This window comes from Kribbella sp. NPDC051770, from assembly GCF_040681455.1.
Classification (GTDB): Bacteria; Actinomycetota; Actinomycetes; order Propionibacteriales; family Kribbellaceae; genus Kribbella.
Map to the genome: position 1 here is coordinate 232,806 of NZ_JBFAYT010000004.1, position 21,735 is coordinate 254,540.

General features: G+C 70.5%; 19 protein-coding genes. 7 read left to right on the forward strand and 12 right to left on the reverse strand.

From position 1 onward, the window contains the following. Nucleotides 1–110: 110 nt before the first annotated feature. The 3 genes from AB0M01_RS15955 (at nucleotide 111) to AB0M01_RS15965 (ending at nucleotide 3,053) form a co-directional block, all read left to right on the forward strand. The gene (locus AB0M01_RS15955; protein ID WP_363669859.1) at nucleotides 111–1,214 is read left to right on the forward strand and encodes a GTP-binding protein; all 1,104 of its coding nucleotides are present in this window, start codon (nucleotides 111–113) and stop codon (nucleotides 1,212–1,214) included. Further along, nucleotides 1,211–1,456, forward strand: coding sequence for a type B 50S ribosomal protein L31 (locus AB0M01_RS15960; RefSeq protein WP_077018606.1), 246 nt, complete (start codon nucleotides 1,211–1,213; stop codon nucleotides 1,454–1,456). The genes AB0M01_RS15955 and AB0M01_RS15960 overlap by 4 nt, the downstream gene beginning before the upstream one ends. 175 nt (nucleotides 1,457–1,631) lie before the next feature. Next, on the forward strand, nucleotides 1,632–3,053 hold the full coding sequence (locus AB0M01_RS15965) for an aromatic amino acid lyase (RefSeq protein WP_363669861.1): 1,422 nt from the start codon (nucleotides 1,632–1,634) through the stop codon (nucleotides 3,051–3,053). A 6-nt stretch (nucleotides 3,054–3,059) separates the two neighbouring features. Here AB0M01_RS15965 and AB0M01_RS15970 read toward each other — a convergent pair whose 3' ends face one another. From AB0M01_RS15970 to kdpF, 8 genes are read right to left on the reverse strand one after another with little or no spacing between them, the layout of a single operon-like run. Further along, entirely contained in the window at nucleotides 3,060–4,295 is a 1,236-nt protein-coding gene (locus tag AB0M01_RS15970; protein ID WP_363669863.1) for an SGNH/GDSL hydrolase family protein, read from the reverse strand. A gap of 50 nt (nucleotides 4,296–4,345) precedes the next feature. Beyond that, the gene (locus AB0M01_RS15975) at nucleotides 4,346–5,197 is read right to left on the reverse strand and encodes a hypothetical protein (RefSeq protein WP_363669865.1); all 852 of its coding nucleotides are present in this window, start codon (nucleotides 5,195–5,197) and stop codon (nucleotides 4,346–4,348) included. Nucleotides 5,198–5,243: 46 nt separating this feature from the next. Continuing rightward, on the reverse strand, nucleotides 5,244–5,921 hold the full coding sequence (locus tag AB0M01_RS15980) for a response regulator (RefSeq protein ID WP_363669867.1): 678 nt from the start codon (nucleotides 5,919–5,921) through the stop codon (nucleotides 5,244–5,246). Next, nucleotides 5,918–8,461: a DUF4118 domain-containing protein gene (locus tag AB0M01_RS15985; RefSeq protein ID WP_363669869.1), complete on the reverse strand. Its 2,544-nt coding sequence runs from the start codon at nucleotides 8,459–8,461 to the stop codon at nucleotides 5,918–5,920. Before AB0M01_RS15985 ends, AB0M01_RS15980 begins: the two co-directional genes overlap by 4 nt. 13 nt (nucleotides 8,462–8,474) lie before the next feature. Beyond that, nucleotides 8,475–9,095 carry a potassium-transporting ATPase subunit KdpC gene (gene kdpC, locus AB0M01_RS15990; protein WP_363669871.1) on the reverse strand — a complete coding sequence of 207 codons (621 nt, stop codon included), beginning with the start codon at nucleotides 9,093–9,095 and terminating at the stop codon, nucleotides 8,475–8,477. A 12-nt stretch (nucleotides 9,096–9,107) separates the two neighbouring features. Next, a complete protein-coding gene (gene kdpB, locus AB0M01_RS15995) occupies nucleotides 9,108–11,147 on the reverse strand; it encodes a potassium-transporting ATPase subunit KdpB (protein ID WP_363670572.1) in 2,040 nt (679 codons plus the stop codon). 38 nt (nucleotides 11,148–11,185) lie between these two features. Then, nucleotides 11,186–12,847 (reverse strand): potassium-transporting ATPase subunit KdpA, encoded by a 1,662-nt coding sequence (kdpA, locus tag AB0M01_RS16000; protein WP_363669874.1) that lies wholly within the window; start codon nucleotides 12,845–12,847, stop codon nucleotides 11,186–11,188. Further along, the gene (gene kdpF, locus AB0M01_RS16005) at nucleotides 12,847–12,936 is read right to left on the reverse strand and encodes a K(+)-transporting ATPase subunit F (protein ID WP_363669876.1); all 90 of its coding nucleotides are present in this window, start codon (nucleotides 12,934–12,936) and stop codon (nucleotides 12,847–12,849) included. Before kdpF ends, kdpA begins: the two co-directional genes overlap by 1 nt. A 279-nt stretch (nucleotides 12,937–13,215) precedes the next feature. On the opposite strand from kdpF, the gene AB0M01_RS16010 reads away from it, so the two are divergent. Then, nucleotides 13,216–13,854: a hypothetical protein gene (locus AB0M01_RS16010; RefSeq protein WP_363669878.1), complete on the forward strand. Its 639-nt coding sequence runs from the start codon at nucleotides 13,216–13,218 to the stop codon at nucleotides 13,852–13,854. Between the two features lie 158 nt (nucleotides 13,855–14,012). Here the strand turns inward: AB0M01_RS16010 and AB0M01_RS16015 are convergent, their stop codons facing one another. Next, nucleotides 14,013–14,408, reverse strand: coding sequence for a RidA family protein (locus AB0M01_RS16015; protein WP_363669880.1), 396 nt, complete (start codon nucleotides 14,406–14,408; stop codon nucleotides 14,013–14,015). 88 nt (nucleotides 14,409–14,496) lie between these two features. Here AB0M01_RS16015 and AB0M01_RS16020 point away from each other — a divergent pair, with 88 nt between their 5' ends. Further along, nucleotides 14,497–15,609, forward strand: a complete 1,113-nt coding sequence (locus AB0M01_RS16020) for a TIGR03118 family protein (RefSeq protein ID WP_363669882.1) — start codon at nucleotides 14,497–14,499, stop codon at nucleotides 15,607–15,609. 134 nt (nucleotides 15,610–15,743) lie between these two features. Here the strand turns inward: AB0M01_RS16020 and AB0M01_RS16025 are convergent, their stop codons facing one another. Together AB0M01_RS16025 and AB0M01_RS16030 are read right to left on the reverse strand one after the other, a co-directional pair. Further along, nucleotides 15,744–16,307 carry a cysteine dioxygenase family protein gene (locus AB0M01_RS16025; RefSeq protein WP_363669884.1) on the reverse strand — a complete coding sequence of 188 codons (564 nt, stop codon included), beginning with the start codon at nucleotides 16,305–16,307 and terminating at the stop codon, nucleotides 15,744–15,746. 118 nt (nucleotides 16,308–16,425) lie between these two features. Beyond that, nucleotides 16,426–17,403, reverse strand: coding sequence for an amidohydrolase (locus AB0M01_RS16030; RefSeq protein WP_363669886.1), 978 nt, complete (start codon nucleotides 17,401–17,403; stop codon nucleotides 16,426–16,428). A 125-nt stretch (nucleotides 17,404–17,528) separates the two neighbouring features. On the opposite strand from AB0M01_RS16030, the gene AB0M01_RS16035 reads away from it, so the two are divergent. Next, on the forward strand, nucleotides 17,529–18,542 hold the full coding sequence (locus AB0M01_RS16035; RefSeq protein WP_363669888.1) for a LacI family DNA-binding transcriptional regulator: 1,014 nt from the start codon (nucleotides 17,529–17,531) through the stop codon (nucleotides 18,540–18,542). 114 nt (nucleotides 18,543–18,656) lie between these two features. On the opposite strand, the gene AB0M01_RS16040 is transcribed toward AB0M01_RS16035, so the two are convergent. Beyond that, complete coding sequence (locus AB0M01_RS16040) at nucleotides 18,657–20,102, reverse strand: GAF domain-containing protein (protein ID WP_363669890.1); 1,446 nt, start codon at nucleotides 20,100–20,102, stop codon at nucleotides 18,657–18,659. A gap of 108 nt (nucleotides 20,103–20,210) precedes the next feature. On the opposite strand from AB0M01_RS16040, the gene adh reads away from it, so the two are divergent. Next, complete coding sequence (gene adh / locus AB0M01_RS16045) at nucleotides 20,211–21,734, forward strand: aldehyde dehydrogenase (protein WP_363669892.1); 1,524 nt, start codon at nucleotides 20,211–20,213, stop codon at nucleotides 21,732–21,734. Nucleotide 21,735: the final 1 nt, after the last annotated feature.

The following is a 21,735-nucleotide window of genomic DNA, read 5'->3' on the forward strand; positions in this document are numbered from 1 at the left end:
GTAGGACTCAGTACGGTGAACACCTGGGACCCGGGTGCGTATTCCGGTCCTCGGAGTGTAGATTGTATTGGTAATCATTTTCAACAAGCGTCTCGAGGAAGAGAGTACGGATGCTGCCGGTCACCTTGGTCACCGGGGTCGACACCCCGGCCCGCGACACCGCCGCCACCGAGCTGCTGCTGCCCGGCACCGTGCTCGTCGAGTACGACGTGCGCGGGCTGGCCGGCGGCTCGGTGGTCCGGATCGCGCGGACGGCCAACGGCGTGATCGACCGCGAGGTGATCACGATGGGGCATCCCTGCGTGTCCTGCGCGATGCGCGGCACGCTGGTCGAGCTGCTCCGCGGGATCGCGGCCGTCGGCCGGTACGACGCGGCGGTGGTGAACATCCCGGCCGCCGGGGACCCGGAGGCGCTGGCGGCGGAGATCACCCGGGACGCGAGCGGGGAGCTGCAGGTCAGCGCGGTGTTGGCAGTGGTCGAGGCGAGCACGTTCGTCGCGGACGCGACCGGCGAGGAGCTGGTCCGCGACCGCGGGATCCCGACGGCCGCCGAGGACAACCGCGCGCTGGCCGAGGCGATCGTGCACCAGGTCGAGTACGCGGACGCCGTACTGGTTGCCGGCTCCAGCACTGATTCCCGAGCACTGGCCAAGGCCCTGAATCCTCAGGCACTGCACATCGAGAACGTCCGCGAGCTGGCCGGCGGGCCACTGCACGATCCGGCGACCGCGCGGGCCCGCGTCGAGCCCGGCACGATCAGCGCCCCGCTGCGGGAAGAAAACGGCCCGGTCCGGACGTTCTTGTTCTCGTCGGACCAGCCGTTCCACCCCGAGCGGTTGTACGACGCGTTGGAGGACCTCGTCGACAAGACCGCCCGCGGGAAGGGCACGGTCTGGCTGGCGACCCGGCCGCGGGAGCGGCTCGGGTGGGACAGCTTCGGCACCAACATCTCGATCGGCGTCCTGGGCCGCTGGCTCGCCGACCTCCCGGCCGACCGCTGGCCGGAGGTGAGCAGCAGTCACCGGGCCCGCTCGGCGTTCGAGTGGCACCCGGAGCACGGGGACCGGGCGAGCTACCTGTCCTTCACCGGCGTGGATCTCGACATCTGGGAATTAGAACGGCGCCTGAACGGTTGTGTCCTACGTGCGGATGAAGAGGTCAGCAGCCTGACCGATCCGTTCGCCCCTTATCTGGAAGGAAGTACCGCTGCATGAAGCAGAACATTCACCCGGAGTACCGGCGGGTCGTCTTCCGCGACAAGTCGGGCAACTTCAGCTTCCTGACCGGTTCCACCCGGGAGAGCTCGGAGACCGTCGTCTGGGACGACGGCAACACGTACCCGGTGGTGGACGTGGAGATCTCGTCGGCGAGCCACCCGTTCTACACGGGCCAGCAGCGCGTGATGGACACCCAGGGCCGGGTCGAGAAGTTCAAGAAGCGCTACGGCCAGAAGTAACCACAGACCAGGCACGGTCGCCCTTCCACCCGGCGGCTGCTGCCACCCGGCCCGCTGATCCCTCCCCCCACGGATCGGCGGGCCTTCTTCTTGCCCGAACCATCGTCTCGGATCCGAGACGATGGTTCGGGCGTGGTGCTTCAGCCGGTGGGTGGGCAGGTCCCACACTGTGGCTGTGGAGCCGATCGAGCTGTCCGGGGCCGGGCTGACGCCGTTGACCGCCGTCGGTCTCGGCCAGCGCCGTACGCCGGTCCGCCTGGGCGAGGTCGCCCGCAAGCGGATGGCCGACTCGGCCGCGGCCGTCACCGAGATCGCCCGGCACCAGCCGGTCTACGGGCGCACCACCGGCGTCGGCGCGAACCGGGACGTGCTCACCAGCGACCCCGAGCACGGCACCCGCCTGCTGCTGTCGCACTCCACGACCGGCACCACGCCGTACCCGCGGGACGTCGTGCGGCTCGGGCTGCTGATCCGCGTCAACCAGCTCGCGGCCGGCGGCTCCGGGCTCGACCCCGAGGTCGCCGACGCGATCGTGCGGCTGCTCAACGACGACGAGCTCCCCGACCTGCACCGCGGCGGCGCGATCGGCACCGGAGACCTCGGGCCCCTCGCCGAGCTCGGGCTGGCGCTCGGCGACGTCATCGACGGCACCAGCGCGCTTCCGCTGCTGTCCAGCAACGCGATCACGCTGGCCGAGTGCTGCCTCGCGTACGTCGAGGCGGCCACGCTGATCAACGTCGTCCCGCTGGTCGGCGCCCTGTCGCACGTCGCGATGCGCGGCAACGGCGAGGTGTACGACGTCCGCGTGCACGAGGCTCGCCCGCAGCCCGGCCAGGTCCGGGTCGCCACCCGGATGCGCACCCTGCTGGCCGGTCTCCCGCTGACCGCGGCGCGGATCCAGGACCCGTTCGGCCTGCGCGCGTTCGCCCAGGTGCTCGGCCCGGCGGTCGACCATGTCGATGCCTTGGGCAACGCTCTGAAGATCGACATCAACGCCTCGGCCGAGAACCCGCTGGTGGCCGGCGGCACCGTGCTGCACAACGGCAACTGGCACGCGATGCCGATCGCCCTGGCCCTGGACTCGCTGCGGCTCAGCCTGCACAGCGTCGCGACGCTCTCGACGTCCCGCGTCGCGAACCTGGTCGACCCCGACTTCACCGGCCTGTCCCGCTTCCTGGCCAGCGGCGCCGAGGCCAGCTCGGGCGTGATGATGATCGAGTACGTCGCGCACGACGCCCTCGCCGCGGTCCGTTCCACCGCGCAGCCCGCCACCCTGGGGACCGCGACGTTGTCCCGGGGCGCCGAGCACCACGCCAGCTTCGCTCCCCAGGCCGCGGTTCTCACCACCCACCTCCTGGACGCGCTGCGGGAGGTCCTGGCCTGCGAGCTCGTCACCGCCGTCCGGGCCATTCGGCTGGCCGGCTTCACCCCCGAGGACCTGACGCCGTCCGCCGTGGCGCCCTGGCTGGCCGACGCGTTCGTGGCGCTTCCGCCGGCGCTGGCCGATCGCTCGCTGCGTGACGACCTGGAGATCGCGCGCGGGCTGATGACGCAGTGGGGCGACCGGCAGGTCGAGCACCCGGCCGAGTCGGGATAGCCGGCGCTAGCTGGTCAGCAGGTTCAGGTCGGCCGCGTAGGCCATCGCCTTGAAACCCCTGGCGTTCGGGTGCAGGTGGTCGCCGCCGTCGTAACCGGGCGCGAGCCGCAGCGGCTGGTACGGATCGCGGACCGCGTGCTCGAACTCGAGGTACCCGTCGTACTCGCCGGAGGTCCGGATCCACTGGTTCAGCGCCTGCCGCGCGACCTCGCCCCCGACGGTGTAGTGGTCCGCCGCCCAGTACGGCGTGAGCGTCGCGCCGTACACCCGCAGACCCGCCGCGTGCGCCCGCGCGATCAGCTGCCGGTGCGCGTTGATCAGCTGGGCGCCGGAGATCGAGCCCTTGCCGGCGCGGATGTCGTTGATGCCTTCGAGGATCACCACCGCGCGCACCCCGCTGCGCCGGACCACGTCCCGCTCGAACCGCGCGATCGCGGCCTCGCCGGAGACACCGCCGTTGACCAGCAGCCGGTTGCCGCCGATGCCCGCGTTCACGACGGCGTACCGGCGTTTGGTCAAGCGGTCCGCGAGCTGGTCCGGGTACCGCAGGTTGCCGTCGACCGGCGAGGAAGCACCGTCGGTGATCGAGTCGCCGAACAGCACGATCGCGCCTTCGGACGACGTCTTCACGTCCACCCCGGACAGCACGAACCGCGCCATCCCCGGGATCTTCTTGTACGGCGCACCGCCCGCCCGCGTCTGGTTCCCGGCGGCGCTGAACGCCGACGCGTACCCGGCCGGGTGCTGCGTGAGCGGCCCGGTCGGGCCCGGGAAGTACGTGCTGATCACGACGTCGCTGTCGTTGCCGATCGGCAGGTCGATCGGGTCCGACACCGACTCCGCGCCGACCGGGATCGTGACCGCCGCGCGGCCGCCGTACGTGACCGGGACGCTCTTCAGCAGCTCGAGATTCGGCGTCCCGGCACCGCCCTTGCGAGGTGCGACCGAGCTGGCGCCGACGACCAGCGGCTGCTTGCCGAAGCGGTTCGACAGCCGGATCCGGATCGAGCCGCCGCCGAGCGAGAGGTGCGCGACCTGGCGGATCGTGGTGTTCCGGACGCCGGTCGCGGACGGCCCGGTCGGACCGGCCTGCGTGACCGCGACGCCCCAGCTCGCGACCCAGCCGTCCGGCGGAGCGGTGACCCGCGCGGGTGCCTCCGGCGCCGGTGCGCCGGGCAGCGACGAAGCGACCATGGCGACGGCCGCGATCAGCGACTGCATCCAGCTCTCGGCGAGCATCATCGGGGCGGCCTCACCGGCCGTATTCTTCCACAGCCGGGGCGTGAGTTCATTCAGTCGATTGACAAGCGCCCGTTGCGCCGAAGGCTGTCCAGCGCCGCCACAGTGACGACCCCGCGGTACTCCAGCGTCGCCATCGGCCCCGGCGGTTCCCAGGTCAGCGCCCACCCGCCGTCGGCGTCCTGGTCGGCGACCAACCGGTCGAGATGCCCGTCGATCTGCTCCTGCGTGAAGAGCTGCCGCCACACGCTGTCCGGCGTCGGCGCGAAGTGCAGCGGCGTCACGCCGTACGTCGGGTCGTCGGCGTTCGCGCGGAACATCGAGAGCTTCGGCAGCCAGGCCCGGACCGCGTCCACGCCGGGGTCCGGCTGGTGCTCCAGGAACCGCAGCACCTCCAGCATGCTGTGCCCCTCCCCCGGGAGCCCGTTGGCCAGCTCGGCCTGGCACCACGCGGTCGCCTGGTCACGCCACGGGTGCTCGAACTCGAGCTGGTGCAGCCGTCCGACCAGCCCGGCCGTCGGGTTGAGCGACGGTACGTACGTCCACTCGGACATGTGGTCGGCCCGCGGGTAGCCCTCGATCGCCGGGTTGCACAGCGACACCGCACCCTCCGGCGTCGCGACCGACTGCAGCCAGTCGCAGGCACCGCCGATCAGTTCCTCGTCGCGGACGCCGGCCGCGATCATCGCGTCGAACGCGGTCTCCACGTCGAGCGCCGTACTGTCCGGGCAGCGCTTGTCCGGCTCCAGGCCGTGCCCGAACCCGCCGTCGGCGTTCCGGTACCCGCGCAGCGCGTCCACGACCCCGGCCGGGTCACCGTCCTCGAACAGCACGCTGAACAGCCGCCGCTCCAGCAGCCGTGCGTCGCGCCTGACAAACTCCCGGCCCCTCACGAAGATCTCCATACCGACAGCCTGCCAAGTTCGCGCCCGGCTGTCTTACAGAAATCGGTCAGGGTTCGAAGCGGTAGCCCATGCCGGGCTCGGTGCGCAGGTGCTTCGGGCGGGCCGGGTCGGCCTCGAGCTTGCGGCGCAGCTGACCCATGTAGAAGCGCAGGTTGCCGCCGGCGTTCTCGTAGCCCGGCCCCCAGACCTCGGTCAGCAGCTGGCGTTGCGACATCAGCTTGCCCGGATGCCGGACCAGGACTTCGAGCAGGTGCCACTCGGTCGGCGTCAGCCGGACCTCCTCGCCGCCCGCCTTGGTGACCCGCTTCGCCGACAGGTCGACCTCGGCGTCGCCGACGGTGACGACCGGCTGCTCGACGCCCGCGTTGCTCCTGCGCAGTACGGCGCGCATCCGCGCGAGCAGCTCGTCGATCCCGAACGGCTTCGTCACGTAGTCGTCGGCGCCGGCGTCCAGCGCCTCGACCTTGTCGGTGCTGTCCGTCCGACCGGACAGCACCAGGATCGGAGCCTCGGTCCACCCGCGCAGCCCGCGGATCACCTCGACACCGTCGAAGTCCGGCAGCCCGAGGTCGAGGATCACCAGGTCGGGCGGGTGCTGCGCGGCCACCTTCAGCGCCGCCGTACCGCTCCCGGCCACGTGTACCTCGTACCGGCGAGCCTTCAGGTTGATCTGCAACGCCCGCACGATCTGCGGCTCGTCGTCGACCACCAGCACTCTGGTCACAGGGCTCCTCGCTCCAGACGGCCCGGCACCGGCACGTCCCTCATTGTTGCCGAAGGCATCGAGACCACCATGGTCAGTCCGCCACCCGGCGTGTCCTCGGGCCGCAGCGTCCCGCCCATCGCCTCGGCCAGCCCGCGGGCCAGCGCGAGCCCGAGGCCGACGCCGGTCGTGTTGTCGGTGTCGCCGAGCCGCTGGAACGGCGCGAACATCCGGTCCCGGTCCTCGACCGGCAGCCCCGGGCCGCGGTCGACCACGCGGATCTCCACCAGGTCGCCCAGCGAGCTCCCGGTCAGCAACGGCCCCTGCCCCGGCGGCGAGTACCGGACCGCGTTGGCCAGCAGGTTCGCGACCACGCGCTCCAGCAGCGCCGGGTCCGCCTCGACCAGCGGCAGGCTCGACGGCAGGTCGACGGTGACCTTCGAGTCCTCCTCCAGTACGCCGGGCAGGATCTCGTCCAGCGCCATCGGTCGCGTGAACACCGGCAGCACGCCGGCCTGCAACCGGCTCAGGTCGAGCAGGTTGTCGACAAGTCGGCTCAACCGGTCGAGCGACTCGTCGGCGGTCTCCAGCAGCTCGTCCCGCTCGGCCGGAGTCCACTCGACGTCGGAGCTGCGCAGGCTCGTCACCGACGCTTTCGCCGACGCCAGCGGTGAGCGCAGGTCGTGCCCGACCGCGCGCAGCAACGCCGTACGGAGCTTGTCGGCCTCGGCCAGCGGCTTCGCCTCGGCGGCGGCCTCGGTCAGCCGGGCCCGGTCGACCAGCGCGGCCGCGTGCGCCGCGAACGCGCCGACCAGGCGGCGCTCGTCCGCGGCCAGCGACCGGCCCTGCAGCACCAGCACGAGGTCGTCGCGGCCGGGGATCTCCGCGTCACCGTCCTCGGGGCGGCGGCAGGTCGGCGTACCGGCGGAGGCGATCGGCCGCCAGGTCTCGGTCAGCTCGTCGGTGTCGATGCGTTCCATCAGACAGGCAGACGTCATCCCGAACGCTTCCCGGACCCGCTCGAGCAACGCCGGCAACGCGGTCTCACCGCGCAGCACCGACCCGGCGAGCGTCGCCAGCGTCTCGGACTCCGCCGCCGCCCGCGCTGCCTGCCTTGTACGCCGGGCCGCCCGGTCGACGACCGACGAGACCATCGCAGCGACCAGGATGAAGATGCCGAGCGCGAGCGCGTTGTTCGGCTCGGTGATCGTGAACGACCGGGTCGGCGGCGTGAAGAACCAGTTCAGCACCAGCGTGCCCGCGATCGCCGCCAGCATCGCCGGCCACAAGCCCCCGACGAGCGCGACCACGACGACCGCGAACAGGAAGGCCAGCACGTTGCTGGTCAGGTTGAGCGTGTCACCACCTGGCCCGAGCAGCACCGCGAGGATCGGTGGCAGCAGGATCGCGAGGGCGAACCCGTACACGAGCCGCCGCCGCGACAGGCTGCCCTGCAGCCGCGGCAACCGCCCGCGGCCCATCTGCGAGTGGGTGACGATATGGACATCGATGTCGCCGGACTCGCGGATCGAGGTCGCGCCGATCCCCGGCCCGGTCAGCAGCGTCGACAGGAACGATCGGCGACTGCCGCCGAGCACCAGCTGCGTCGCGTTCTCCGCGCGGGCGAACGCGAGCAGCGCGTCCGGGACGTCCTCGCCGACCACCTGGTGGTAGCTGCCGCCCAGGCTCTCGACGAGCTGCCGCTGCTGCGCGAGCCGCGCCGGGTCAGCGCCGGTTAACCCGTCCGACCGCGTGACATGTACAGCGAGCAGGTCGCCGCCCGCCGACCGCGCGGCGATCCGGGCCGCGCGCCGGATCAGCGTCTCGCCCTCGGGACCGCCGGTCAGGGCGACGACGACCCGCTCGCGGGCCTCCCAGGTCGAGTCGATGTCGTGCTGCTCGCGGTACTGCTGAAGCCCGGCGTCGACCCGGTCGGCCAGCCAGAGCAGCGCCAGCTCGCGCAGGGCGGACAGGTTGCCGATCCGGAAGTAGTTGCCGAGCGCGGCGTCGACCTTGTCGGCGGCGTACACGTTGCCGTGGGCCATCCGGCGCCGCAGCGCCTCCGGCGCCATGTCGACCAGCTCGATCTGGTTCGCCGCCCGGACCACCCGGTCCGGGACGGTCTCGCGCTGCGGGACGCCGGTGATCTTCTCGACCACGTCGTTGATCGACTCCAGGTGCTGGATGTTCACCGTGGAGATCACGTCGATCCCGGCCGAGAGCAGCTCGTCGACGTCCTGCCAGCGCTTGGCGTTCCGGCTGCCCGGGACGTTGGTGTGGGCCAGCTCGTCGACCAGCGCGACGCCCGGCCGCCGGGCCAGCAGCGCGTCCAGGTCGAGCTCGGTGAAACTGGCGCCGCGGTGGTCGACGATCCGCCGCGGCACCACCTCCAGGCCGTCGAGCATGGCGGCGGTCTGCTCCCGCCCGTGGGTCTCGACGAAACCGACCACCACGTCGGTTCCGCGCTCCCGCCGCCGTTGCGCCTCGCCCAGCATCTTGTACGTCTTGCCGACACCGGGCGCGGCCCCGAGGTAGATCCTCAGCCGCCCGCGACCTGCCATACCTCCCATAGTGTCAGTTCAGCTCCGCGTTCAGCGTCACCACGTTGACCGTGGGCTCGCCGAGGAAACCGAGCGTCCGGCCCTTGGTGTTGTCCTTCACCAGCTGCTCGACCTTCGCCACGTCCAGCCCGCGCTCGCGCGCGACCCGCTGCACCTGCAGTTCGGCGTACGCCGGGCTGATGTGCGGGTCGAGGCCGCTCCCGCTCGTGGTGACCGCGTCCGGCGGCACCTGGGCCGGGTCGACGCCCTCGAACTTCGCCACGTCCGCGCGGCGCTGCTCGATCAGCTTCAGCAGGTCGGGGTTGTTCGGCCCGTACTGCGACGCCGAGCTGCCGGCGCCGTCGTAGTCGACCGCGGACGGCCGGGGCTGGAACCACTTCGGGTCGGGCGCCAGCACGGCGTTGCCGTCGGCATCCTTCTGCCCGGTGTCGAGGCTGAACGACTGGCCGATCAGGTCCGACCCGGCCTCCTTGCCGTCGACCTTGATCACCGAGCCGTTCGCGTTGCCGTGGAACAGCGCCTGCGCCGCGCCGGTCATCGCCAGCGGGTAGAGCACGCCGAGCAGGACGGTGAGCACGAGCATCGCGCGGACCGCGACCCCGAACTGGCCGAACGGGCTTCTTCTGGTTGCCATCTCTGCTTTCCTTTAGCCGATACCCGGGATGACCGAGATCAGCAGATCGATGAGTTTGATGCCGATGAACGGGGTGATCAGGCCGCCGACGCCGTAGACCAGCAGGTTGCGGCGCAGCATCGCCGAGGCCGACGACGGCTTGTACCGGACGCCGCGCAGGGCCAGCGGCACCAGGACGACGATCACCAGCGCGTTGAAGATGACCGCGGACAGGATCGCCGACTCGGCCGAGTCCAGCCGCATCACGTTCAGCTTCTCCAGCCCCGGGTACGCCGCGGCGAACAGCGCCGGCAGGATCGCGAAGTACTTGGCCACGTCGTTGGCGATCGAGAACGTGGTCAGCGAGCCCCGGGTGATCAGCAGCTGCTTGCCGATCTCGACGATCTCGATCAGCTTGGTCGGGTTGGAGTCCAGGTCGACCATGTTGCCGGCCTCCTTGGCCGCCGACGTCCCGGAGTTCATCGCGACCCCGACGTCGGCCTGGGCCAGCGCCGGCGCGTCGTTGGTGCCGTCACCGGTCATCGCGACCAGCCGGCCGCCCTCCTGCTCCTTCTTGATCAGCGCCATCTTGTCCTCGGGCGTCGCCTCGGCCAGGAAGTCGTCGACCCCGGCCTCCTGCGCGATCGCCTTCGCGGTCAGCGGGTTGTCACCGGTGATCATCACCGTCCGGATGCCCATCGCGCGCATCTGGTCGAAACGCTCCCGCATCCCCGCCTTCACCACGTCCTTGAGGTGGATGACGCCGAGCGGCCGGGCCACCTCTTCCTTGCTCACGGCAACGACCAGCGGCGTACCGCCGGAGGCCGAGATGCCGTCGACCAGGTCGCCCAGCTCGGCGACCACGGTGCCGCCCTGGTCGTGGATCCAGGCCGTCACGGCCCCGGCCGCGCCCTTGCGGATCTGCCGGCCGTCGACGTCGACACCGCTCATCCGGGTCTGCGCGGTGAACTCGACGAAGGTCGCGTGCGGCAACTCACCGGTGTGCCGCTCGCGCAGTCCGTACCGGGTCTTGGCCAGTACGACGATCGACCGGCCCTCCGGCGTCTCGTCGGCCAGGCTGGACAGCTGGGCCGCGTCGGCCAGCTCCGCCTCGGACACCCCGGCGAGCGGGATGAACTCGGCGGCCTGCCGGTTGCCCAGGGTGATGGTTCCGGTCTTGTCGAGCAGCAGCGTGTTCACGTCACCGGCCGCCTCGACGGCCCGGCCGGACATCGCGAGCACGTTGCGCTGGACCAGCCGGTCCATGCCCGCGATCCCGATCGCCGACAGCAGCGCGCCGATCGTGGTCGGGATCAGGCAGACCAGCAGCGCGACCAGGACGACCAGGCTCAGGTCCACCCCGGCGTACCGGGCGAACGGCTGCAGCGTCAGAGTGGCCATCAGGAACACGATGGTCAGGCTGGCCAGCAGGATGTTCAGCGCGATCTCGTTCGGCGTCTTCTGCCGCGACGCGCCCTCGACCAGTGCGATCATCCGGTCGATGAAGCTCTCGCCGGGCTTGGTGGTGATCTTGACGACGATCCGGTCCGAGAGCACCCGGGTCCCGCCGGTCACCGCGCTGCGGTCACCGCCGGACTCCCGGATGACGGGCGCGGACTCACCGGTGATCGCCGACTCGTCGACACTGGCCACGCCCTCGACGACGTCACCGTCGCCGGGGATGATCTGGCCGGCCTCGACGACGACGCGGTCGCCGAGCCGGAGCTCGGTCGCCGGGACCTCCTCCTCGCCGCCCTCGGTGAGCCGGCGCGCGGTGGTCTCGGTCTTGGCCCGGCGCAGCGTCGCCGCCTGGGCCTTGCCGCGGCCTTCGGCGACCGCCTCGGCCAGGTTGGCGAAGACGACCGTCAGCCACAGCCAGACCACGATCCACCAGACGAACGCGCTGGAGTCGGTGAAGGCCAGCACCGTCGACGCGACCGCGCCGACCTCGACGACGAACATCACCGGGTTCTTCACCATCAGCCGCGGGTCGAGCTTGCGCAGCGCGTCCGGCAGCGAGGTGAGCAGCATCTTCGGGTCGAACAGACCCGACGGCGCCTTCTTCTCGACCACCGGCTCCTGGTGCGGAGCCGGGGTCAGGGTTTGCGTGGTCACAGTCCCTCCGCGAGGGGTCCGAGGGTGAGTGCGGGGAAGTACGTCAGGCCGGTCACGATCAGGACGACGCCGACGAGCATCGTGACGAACAGGGCCTTGTGGGTGGGCAGCGTCCCGGTGGTCACCGGGACCGGCTGCTGCCGGGCGAACGAGCCGGCCAGCGCGAGCACCAGCACGATCGGGACGAACCGGCCGAGCAGCATCACGATGCCGAGCGCGGTGTTGTAGAAGGTCGTGTTCGCGCTCAGGCCGCCGAAGGCGCTGCCGTTGTTGTTGGCCGCCGAGGTGAACGCGTAGAGCACCTCGGAGAAGCCGTGCGGGCTGTCGGTGTTGAAGATCGAGGCCCGCGCGCTCGCCAGGCCCATCGCGACCGCCGACCCGGCCAGCACCAGGCTGGGGGTGGCCAGGATGTACAGCGAGACCAGCTTCATCTCGCGCGCGGTGATCTTCTTGCGCAGGTACTCCGGCGTCCGGCCGACCATCAGCCCGGCCACGAAGACGGCCAGGACCGCGAGCACGAGCATCCCGTACAGGCCGGAGCCCGTCCCGCCCGGAGTCACCTCGCCGAGCATCATGTGGAACATCGCGGTGCCGCCGCCGAGCGGCGTGTAGGAGTCGTGCGCGGCGTTCACCGCGCCGGTCGACGTACCGGTGGTGGTCGACGTGAACAGCGTCGACGCCCACTCGCCGAAGCGGGTCTCCTTGCCCTCCATCGCGGCGCCCGCGGCCTGCGTCGCCGTACCGGAGCCGTTGACCTCGAACGCGGTCGCGGCGGCGGTGAAGGCGACCCAGAGGGTGGTCATCACGCCGAGGATCGCGTAGCCCTGGCGCTTGTCCTTGACCATCAGGCCGAAGGTGCGGGTCAGCGCGACCGGGATCACCAGCATCAGGAAGATCTCGAACAGGTTCGAGATCCCGTTCGGGTTCTCGAAGGGGTGCGCGGAGTTGGCGTTGAAGAAACCACCGCCGTTCGTGCCGAGCTCCTTGATCACCTCCTGGCTCGCGACCGGACCGCCCGGGATCGACTGGGTCTGGCCGGCGATCGTGGTGATCTCGTGCGGGCCGGACAGGTTCTGGACCACCCCGGTGGCGACCAGGATCAGGCCGCCGAGGATCGCCATCGGCAGCAGCACCCGGACCACCGTCCGGGTCAGGTCGACCCAGAAGTTGCCGAGACGCTCGGTCTTCGAGCGCGCGAAGCCGCGGATCAGCGCGACCGCGACGGCGATGCCGACGGCCGCGGAGACGAAGTTCTGCACCGCGAGGCCGGCGAACTGGACCAGATGGCCCATCGTCACCTCGGGCGAGTACGACTGCCAGTTGGTGTTCGCCACGAACGACGCGGCGGTGTTGAAGGCCAGGCTCGGCTCGACGCCCGGCAGGCCGAGCGAGAGCGGCAGGTGGCTCTGCAGCCGCTGCAGCAGGTAGAGCAGGATCAGCCCGGCGACGGAGAAGGCCAGCACCGACCGGGCGTAGACCGCCCAGGTCTGGTCGGCCTTCGCGTCGACGCCGAGCAGCTTGTACGTCGTACGCTCGAACCTGGTGTCCTTGGTGGCCGTGTAGACCTTGGCCAGGTACCCGCCGAGCGGCCGGTAGGCGGCCGCCAGGAGCAGGACCAGCAGGCCGGCCTGGAGCAGGCCGGCGGCGGTGTCGGACATCAGAACCTCTCGGGGAAGATCAAGGCGGCGACGAGGTAGACGACCAGTGCCGCGCCGATCACCAGACCGGCGACGTGCTCGGCGCTCACAGCTTCTCCACCCCACGCAGCGCGAACCAGACGGTCGCGAAAACGGCCACGCACACGGCCAGGTACAGCAGGTCCTTCATCGGGCCCACCCGTTTGTTGTCCTCATGTCTTCACTGAACGCCGCTGACTGCGCCGTCAGGAGAGTTCTCGCAGCTCTCTCACAGGCGCCTCCCGAGCTCTCACGGCGCTCTCACGGGCACCGGACTTCGTGGTTGCGCGCCGAGCCCACATACTTACGCCTGGCAATGAGAAGTCTTCGCAGAGTTAGGGAAGAACGCAGTGACTGAAGTGGACGACCAGCAGTTCCCCGCCCAGGGTTCCGAGCAGTTCTTCTCCGACGAGTCCCGCAAGGCGCTGGCCGAGGCCAGCCGGCTGCTCGCCGAACGCCTGCAGGCCCACACCGAGGCCCTGCTGGCGATGACCGGCGACGAGGAGCAGGCGGTGCTCGACGAGCACAACGCCCAGCTCGAGGAGCTCGTCGAGGGCTGGAACGACGCCGTGTTCGAGCACACCGGTACGACGCCGCTGCTGCTCGACGACGAGATCGTCGAGGCCGACGACGAGGAGCCCGAGGAGCAGGACCACCTGATCAGCGTGGTCTCCCGGTTCGACCTGAAGGTGGTCGACCTGGAGGCCCTGCTCGACGCCGGCCGCGCGGCCCAGGAGCGGCACCCGGTCGAGCTCGACGAGTCCGGCGACCGCGACCCCGTCGACACCGCCGAGCAGGCCATCTACGAGATCAGCCGCGAAACGGGTGAGGCCTGGTTCGAGCTGCCGGGCGTCGACCTGGTCGCGGGCGCGCGGGCGTACGTCGTACCGGAGTACCCGTTCGAGCCCCTCGAGGCCGACGCCGACGACGTGATCACCGAGATCAGCGCGCCGAACGGCGTGGTCACCCACGCGGAGACCTGGGCGTAGCAGAACGCCGGGGTGGGCGGGGCCGATCGGGCCTCGCCCACCTCCGCCTACGACTGCTGCCGACTTTCCAACGTATTTCTGCCGGCAGCGGCGAGAAGCTCGAACAACGTCACCCGGCGGGCAAGCGACGCCCAGCCACCAACCCGCCGTACGAGAACCTAACCGACGGCGATCGCGTCGATCTCCAGCAACCACTCCTCCGCGTAGATGTCGCAGATGAACACCGTCAGCGCCGGCGCATGATCCCCGAGCACCTCTTCACGGATCTTCGAGTTGGCCGCCCGGTACTGCCGATCAGACAGATGCGTCGTCACCTTCACCAGGTTCTCGACCGACATCCCCGCCTGCTCGAGCACCGCGAGCACGTTGCGCCACACCATCCGGCACTGGTCCTCGAAGTCCTCCGGGATCCGCCCCTGCTCGTCCCCCCAGGGCACCTGCCCGCTGACGAACACCATCCGCTGCCCGCCGCTCACCTCGACCCCGTGCGTGTAGTTCCCGGTGGCCGCCGGCAGGATCGGGGGATTGAGCGGAGTGATCGCAAGCTCGGTCATGGCAAATTCTTACCCTGCCGACCCCTGAACCGGCCAGCGCAACCGCACGTGTGGGAGGTGATCCACTCCCTACCCGAAGGACTGTGACATGTCGCTGCGCCGACCCCGCCGATTCGCTCGGACGGGCACCATCGCACTCGCCACCGCCGTCACCGCGGGCCTGGCCGTGATCGCCCCCACCACCGCCAGCGCGCACCACCCCTCGCGCGACCGCCTCGCCGTACAGCAGGTGAACCTGGTCTCCGACCTCCCCGGCAAGGCCGCCCTGCACGACCCCGACCTCGTGAACCCCTGGGGCCTAGCCCTTGGCGCAACCTCGCCACTGTGGGTCTCCAACGCCGGTACGTCGTCCTCGACGCTCTACTCCTCGGCCCCCGCCGCCACCACGGCGACGAAGGTCCCGACCGTCCGGGTGGACGTCCCTGCTCCCTCCGGCCAGGTCGCGAACGCCGGCACCAACTTCGTCCTCACCGACGGCACCGCGAGCGCCCCGGCCCGCTTCATCTTCGCCACCCTGACCGGCTCGATCGCCGCCTGGGGCCCACCGGTCACCCCGCTGATCGGCGCCGCCCAGATCAAGGCCACCACACCGGGTGCGGCGTACTCGGGTCTGGCGATCTCCCCGACCAACGACCGCCTGTACGCCGCCAACTTCGCCCAGAACCGCGTCGACGTCTTCGGCCCCACGTTCGCCCGCGTGAAGACCCCCTGGTGGTCCTTCAAGGACCTCGGCATCCCGCGCGGCTTCGCCCCCTTCAACGTCCAGACCCTCGGCTCCCGCGTCTTCGTCACCTACGCCAAGGTCGACCCGAAGACCGGCCGCAGCATCAACCACCGCGGCGACGGCTACGTCACCGAGTTCACCCCCGACGGCCGCTACGTCACCCGCATCGCCTCCCGAGGCAACCTCAACGCCCCCTGGGGCGTGGCCTTCGCTCCCGCCTCGTGGGGTTCGCTGGCCGGCTCCCTCCTGATCGGCAACTTCGGCGACGGCCGAGTCAACGTCCTCACCCCGAAGCCCCACCACCGCTACACCTACACCGGCCAACTCAAGACCACCCACGGCAAGACGCTGGTGATCCCCGGCCTGTGGGCCCTGACCCAGGGCACCGCCACCACCGGAGGCACCGACGCCCTGTGGTTCTCCGCAGGCATCGCCAACGAGACCCACGGGCTGTTGGGCGTACTGCGTCACCCGTAGTCCCGTAGTGACCGTGAACACCAACCGGGCCCCGCAGACAACTCACACCCTGTCCGCGGGCCCGGGGAGGTGTTCACACCCCCCTGAGTTCCTTTGTAGCCAGTGCGTTTCGGGCTGTCTTCTGCTGTCTGTGGTCAGTCGATCGGGCGGAGTTCGTCGGCGTAGGAGACTGAGGTGCGCTTGAGGACGCCGTCCTTGGCTGAGTACTGGCCCATGCGCCACAGCGGGGGGCTGTAGGCGTGGATGGTGACGGAGCCCTTGTCGAGGCCTACGACGCGGTGGATGTGGTCGGGGCCGAAGCTGAAGACGTCGCCGGCGGTGATTTCGGTTTCGAGGGGGGCGGTGCCGAGGGCGAGGTTGTGTTCGACCAGGCGGCCTTGGGCTACGGCTACTGCGCCGGAGGAGACGTCGTGGTCGTGCCAGCCGGTGTCGTTCACCGGGGTCCAGCAGATCAGCCAGACGTCTACGTTGGCGTCTCGGTGGAGGGAGGCGAAGACCCTCTCCTCGTCGGAGTAGGCGACCTTGTCTTCCCAGAGGTGGGGTTGAGCGGCGAGGCCGCCGGCCAGTTCGGCGAGCTCCTCGGGGTCCAGGTCGCGGCCAGGGAGGCTGTCGAGTGACAGACAGCCGTTGAGCTCCACGAGCCGGGTGGCTTGGCGCGCGGGAACGACGGGTGCGTCGGAAACGGGCTGAGCAGTCACTGCACTCCCCTCTCTAGGGAACGCCGACAGGGTCGGCGGATGGTTGGGCTCGCCGCTGGTCCGCAGCGAGTGGTTGGCCGGCGTACTGGACGTCGGAGGATGGTGGACGCCGGAAGAGCTAGTACGACGGGGCGCCGCGCCCGAAGCCGATGCGGCCGGGGTCGTTGCGGGGTGGGGAGGTGCCGAACAGCAACCGGTGCGGGTTGTCGTACTGGATCACCGTGGTGGCGGCCTCACCCTGGCGGAGCTCGGTGATTCCGGCGTACGGGCGGTCGGTGCCGTGGACGACCTGGTCGATGCCGAGGACGCGGGCGACGGCGTCGATGCCCTGGGGGCCGTAGCTGGAGGTGTCGACGAAGAGGTTCGGGTCGATGGTGCCGAGGCGGCCGCCGCGGGCCGAGAGGCGTTCGTGGTGGACGGGCGCTAGGCCTGCCGCCGCGACGAAGCAGAGGCGGAGTGCGGGGAAGTACTGGCGGCCGGCGTAGGCGTGCCACGACCACCAGGCTGACTGGAGCTGGGCGGAGTAGTCGACGACCGGGGCCCACCAGCCGGGATGATCGGCCGAAGCCGAAGCCGAAGCCGAAGCCGCGGGACCGGCGTGGATACCGGCGTGAGGCGCCGGGCCGGGGTGGATCAGGATCGGCTTGTTGGCCTGCTCGGCGACCGCCAGGATCTCACCGAACACGTCCCACGCAGCAGGAACTGCCAGCACGTGCGCCGGAAGCTGAAGCCCGACGAAGCCCGCAGCGAACAGCTCGGCAAGACCCGCCAGATCAGGCTCCAGAAGATTCACCGACGCCCAAGCCCGAAACGGCGACGGCAGCGCGGCCGCGCCGGCGTGCCACGCGTCCAGCAGCGCCGGGTCGTCGAGCTCCTCGATCCCCAGCGGGCTCGACAGCGAGACCGCGGCGAGCGTCGTACCGGTGTCCAGCTCCAGCGCGACGCGCTTGTCGACGGCGTGCGCCGCCGGGTCCACGTCGTACGCCGGTTCGCCGTGCGTGTGCAGGGTCCAGCCGTCCAGGTACGGCGGTTCGCGGCGGGCGCGGAGGTGGTCGACGAACTCGGCCGGCCACAGGTGCTGATGGACGTCGATCATCGGCTCATCCTCCTCTCCTCACGAGAACCGAAGCCTGTTTGAAGCGCTTCAAGATGTGAAGAGTGAAGCGCTTCAAAGCAGTTCTTGTCAAGTTTCTGTCCACGGGAGCGCCTAGGCTCGACCTCATGTCCGGTACTGGCCGCAGGCCGACCCTCAAGGACATCGCGGCTGACACCGGTCTCTCGATGGCCGCCGTCTCCTACGCGCTGCGAGGTCTGCACGGCACGCCCGAGACCCGCCAGCGGGTGCAGGAGGCCGCCGAACGGCTCGGTTACCAGGCCGACCCGGTCGCCCGCGCGCTCGCGTCGGGCCGCAGCGGTTCCGTCGGCGTGCTGTGCGCCTCGCTGGAAGACCTGTGGCAGCAGCGCCTCGCCGCCGCGCTCGGCCGCGAGCTGCTGGCGCCCGACCGGAACGCCTGGATCATCGACTCGGCCGGTGACGCCGACCGGCAGCTGGAGCTGGCCCAGCACCTGGTCGACCACCGCGCCGACGCGATCGTGGTGATCCCGATCGACCCGGCCGCCAAGGGCTGGGCTCCGATCGCCCAGCAGGCGCCGGTGATCGCGATCGGCGACGCGCTGCCGGCCGCCAAGGCCAAGTCCGAGGTCCTGTTCGACAACGAGCTCGGCATCAGTACGGCGCTCCGCCGCCTGGCCGAGGCCGGGCACCGCGACGTCGCCGTCCTGACGCCGTCGCGCCGGATCGAGATCGACAGTCCGGCCAAGGCGATCGCCGAACGGGTCGCCGGCGAGCTGAAGCTGAACGCGACGATCACCTCCTGCCCGCACGACCTGACCGGCGCGACCGAGGTCGCCTGCGCGATCCTGCGCCGGACGCCTCGCCCGACCGGGATTCTCGCGCTCGCCGACTCGATGGCCTTCGGCGTGTACGCCGCTGCGAGCGAGCTCGGCATCCGCGTCCCGGACGACCTGTCCCTGCTCGGGTACGACGACCAGCCGATGTCCCAGCTGCTGACGCCACCGCTGTCCACCTTCCGCTGGCCGCTCGACGAGCTGGTCGCCGATGTGGTCGCCCGGGTGACCTCCGCGGTCGACACCAACCGCCGGGTCCGCCGTACGACGGTCGTCCCGACCCTGATCGAGCGCGGCTCGGTCGCCGCCCCGCCCGCACCGGCGTGACGACGACCTTCGAGCCCCTGCATCCACAGGATCGAAACTAGACTAATTCAGTGGACTTAAAAGCCGTTCTCAGGATCTGAGACCGCGGCCCACCTGCTGGTGGACGGCGAACGACTAGGTGTGCAGGCGCCGGATCCGCGCAGCGACCGCGGGCCGCCGGTGGTCCTCCGGCGGCAGCGCCCGGGCGAGCACCTCGAAAACCTCCAGGTCCTCCGCTCCGAGCGAGGTCTCGGCGTAGCGCCAGAGCAGATCGGGGTCGCTGGAGTCCAGAACAGCCCGGCGCAGCGTCGCGTCCAGCTCGTCGCGTTCCGCGCGCAACGCCGGAGCGTCCGAGCGCTCGAGCAGCGGGCCGGCGTACAGGTCGAGGGCCTGCGAGACCTCTCCGCGGCGGAGCAGTGCCTGGACGTCGGTGACGTCGCCGGTGACATTGGCCAGGATGCGGTACGGCTTCGTGTCCAGTACGCCGGCGCCGAGCAGGTTCCGGAGGCGGTGCATCTCGGCGCGAACAGTCGTCGGATTCCCCTCGTCGCCGTACAGCTGCAGCATCAACTGCTCGGCGGTGAGGCCCGAGCGGTGCAGCAGGAGCAGCGCGAGCACCTCGGCCCGCCGCAGCGTCAGCGGGATCTCCCGCCCGCCCACGATCGCGACCGGCTGGCGGGAGCCGAGCAGCTCCAGCCGCAGCGAGATCCGCCGCCGAGCGGCGCCCGGGATCCGCAGCAGATACCCCTCGTCGAGCTGCTCGATCACGCCCTCACGCCCGTCGCCGAGGTCGATCCGATCAGCGCCGTCCGGTACGGCGAGCCGATCCGGCAACCACGCCAGCGGCTGTACGGCGAGCACCCGCCCGGTCGGCGTCAGCAACGCGCCCGGCGCATCCCCCAACGCGATCAGGTGCCGCATGTTCCGCGCCCGCAGCACCTCGTCCGCCGCCGCCATCCGGACCCGCAACTGCCCCTCGGCCAACCCGGCCGCAGCGGTCACCAGAGCCATCATCGCGGGATGCACGGTCCGCAGCGGACCCGAGACATCGACCGCGCCGATCAGCCGTCCGGTGTCGGGGTCGTGCACCGGCGCGGCCGCGCACGTCCACGCGTGAATCCGGCGTACGAGGTGTTCCGCGGAGTGGATCTGCACCGGCTGGTCGGCCGCCAGCGCCGTCCCCATCCCGTTCGTGCCGATCGCGTCCTCGGACCAGATCGCGCCCTCCGACAGCGCGATCCGGTCGGCCTGACGGCGTACGTCGGCCGCGCCCTCACGCCACAGGATCAGCCCGCGCGCGTCGGTGACGATCATGATGTGCGACGCCTCGTCGGCGATCGTCGTCAGCGTCTGGCGCAGTACCGGCAGGACGGCGTGCAGCGGGTGGCCGGCGCGGATCTCCTCCAGCTCCTCGCCCGAGACGACGACCGGCGGTGCGTCCAGCTCCGGGTCGACCAGCGCGGCCAGCGACCGCTGCCACGACTCCGCGACCAGCGCGCGGGGCGCTCCGGGTACGCGGCCTCCGCTGAGCACCTCGTCGTAGAGCTCGCTCAGCCGCCGCGCCTGGTCCGGTGCGTCCACACCCAACCCTCGCCCGGATCGGGACGCCGTTCAAGGGCCGGGCGTGCAACGTTGATGCAACGTCCGGCGCCCTAGGTTGCACAAGCACCGGAACGAGCAGGAGGACCAATGACGATCTACGCCGCTCCCGGGCACGAAGGCAGCCCGGTCACCTACAAGTCCCGCTACGACCACTTCATCGGTGGCGAATGGGTCCCGCCGGCCAAGGGCCAGTACTTCGAGAACCCGACGCCGGTGACCGGTGAGAACTTCACCGAGATCGCCCGCGGCACCTCCGACGACGTCGAGGCCGCGCTGGACGCCGCGCACGGCGCCGCCCCCGGCTGGGGCCGCACCTCGGCCGGCGAACGCGCGAACATCCTGAACAAGATCGCCGACCGGATCGAGTCCAACCTCGAACTGCTCGCGGTCGCCGAGACCTGGGACAACGGCAAGGCCGTCCGGGAGACGCTGGCCGCCGACATGCCGCTCGCGATCGACCACTTCCGGTACTTCGCCGGCGCGCTGCGCGCCCAGGAGGGCTCGATCTCGCAGGTCGACGACGACACCGTCGCCTACCACTTCCACGAGCCGCTCGGCGTCGTCGCGCAGATCATCCCATGGAACTTCCCGATCCTGATGGCGACCTGGAAGCTGGCCCCGGCGCTCGCCGCCGGCAACGCCGTCGTCCTGAAGCCGGCCGAGCAGACGCCCGCCTCGATCCACGTGCTGATGGAGCTGATCGCGGACCTGCTGCCGCCCGGCGTACTGAACATCGTCAACGGGTTCGGCGTCGAGGCCGGCAAACCGCTTGCCTCCAGCAACAGAGTCGCCAAGGTCGCGTTCACTGGTGAGACCACGACCGGCCGGCTGATCATGCAGTACGCCTCGGAGAACATCATCCCGGTGACGCTGGAGCTCGGCGGCAAGAGCCCGAACATCTTCTTCGACGACGTCGCCAGCAGCAAGGACGCCTTCTACGACAAGGCGCTCGAGGGCTTCACGATGTTCGCGCTGAACCAGGGCGAGGTCTGCACCTGCCCGTCCCGGGCGCTGATCCAGGCCGGGATCTACGACGAGTTCCTGGCCGACGCGAAGGCCCGCACCGAGGCGGTCAAGCAGGGCAACCCGCTGGACACCGAGACGATGATGGGCGCCCAGGCCAGCAACGACCAGTACGAGAAGATCCTGTCCTACATCGACATCGGCAAGGCCGAGGGTGCCAAGGTGATCACCGGCGGCGAGAAGGCCGACCTCGGCGGCGACCTGAGCGGCGGCTACTACATCCGGCCGACGATCTTCGAGGGCGAGAACAAGATGCGGATCTTCCAGGAGGAGATCTTCGGCCCGGTCGTGTCGGTGACCCGGTTCGACGACTACGCCGACGCGCTCAAGATCGCCAACGACACCCTGTACGGGCTGGGCGCCGGGGTCTGGTCGCGCGACATCAACACGGCGTACCGGGCCGGGCGGGAGATCCAGGCCGGCCGGGTCTGGACCAACTGCTACCACGCCTACCCGGCGCACGCGGCGTTCGGCGGCTACAAGAACTCGGGCATCGGGCGGGAGAACCACAAGATGATGCTCGACCACTACCAGCAGACCAAGAACCTGCTGGTCAGCTACTCGCCCGACCGGGCCGGATTCTTCTAGG

What these genes read in the sequence shown, in the direction of transcription:
- AB0M01_RS16035 (WP_363669888.1), top strand. Translation starts at nt 17,529, where the DNA reads ATGTCCGGTACTGGCCGCAGGCCGACCCTCAAGGACATCGCGGCTGAC.
- AB0M01_RS15955 (WP_363669859.1), top strand. Translation starts at nt 111, where the DNA reads ATGCTGCCGGTCACCTTGGTCACCGGGGTCGACACCCCGGCCCGCGAC.
- AB0M01_RS16030 (WP_363669886.1), bottom strand. Translation starts at nt 17,403, where the DNA reads ATGATCGACGTCCATCAGCACCTGTGGCCGGCCGAGTTCGTCGACCAC.
- adh (WP_363669892.1), top strand. Translation starts at nt 20,211, where the DNA reads ATGACGATCTACGCCGCTCCCGGGCACGAAGGCAGCCCGGTCACCTAC.
- AB0M01_RS16015 (WP_363669880.1), bottom strand. Translation starts at nt 14,408, where the DNA reads ATGACCGAGCTTGCGATCACTCCGCTCAATCCCCCGATCCTGCCGGCG.
- kdpC (WP_363669871.1), bottom strand. Translation starts at nt 9,095, where the DNA reads ATGGCAACCAGAAGAAGCCCGTTCGGCCAGTTCGGGGTCGCGGTCCGC.
- kdpA (WP_363669874.1), bottom strand. Translation starts at nt 12,847, where the DNA reads ATGTCCGACACCGCCGCCGGCCTGCTCCAGGCCGGCCTGCTGGTCCTG.
- AB0M01_RS15975 (WP_363669865.1), bottom strand. Translation starts at nt 5,197, where the DNA reads ATGGAGATCTTCGTGAGGGGCCGGGAGTTTGTCAGGCGCGACGCACGG.
- AB0M01_RS16020 (WP_363669882.1), top strand. Translation starts at nt 14,497, where the DNA reads ATGTCGCTGCGCCGACCCCGCCGATTCGCTCGGACGGGCACCATCGCA.
- AB0M01_RS15970 (WP_363669863.1), bottom strand. Translation starts at nt 4,295, where the DNA reads ATGATGCTCGCCGAGAGCTGGATGCAGTCGCTGATCGCGGCCGTCGCC.
- AB0M01_RS15985 (WP_363669869.1), bottom strand. Translation starts at nt 8,461, where the DNA reads ATGGCAGGTCGCGGGCGGCTGAGGATCTACCTCGGGGCCGCGCCCGGT.
- AB0M01_RS15960 (WP_077018606.1), top strand. Translation starts at nt 1,211, where the DNA reads ATGAAGCAGAACATTCACCCGGAGTACCGGCGGGTCGTCTTCCGCGAC.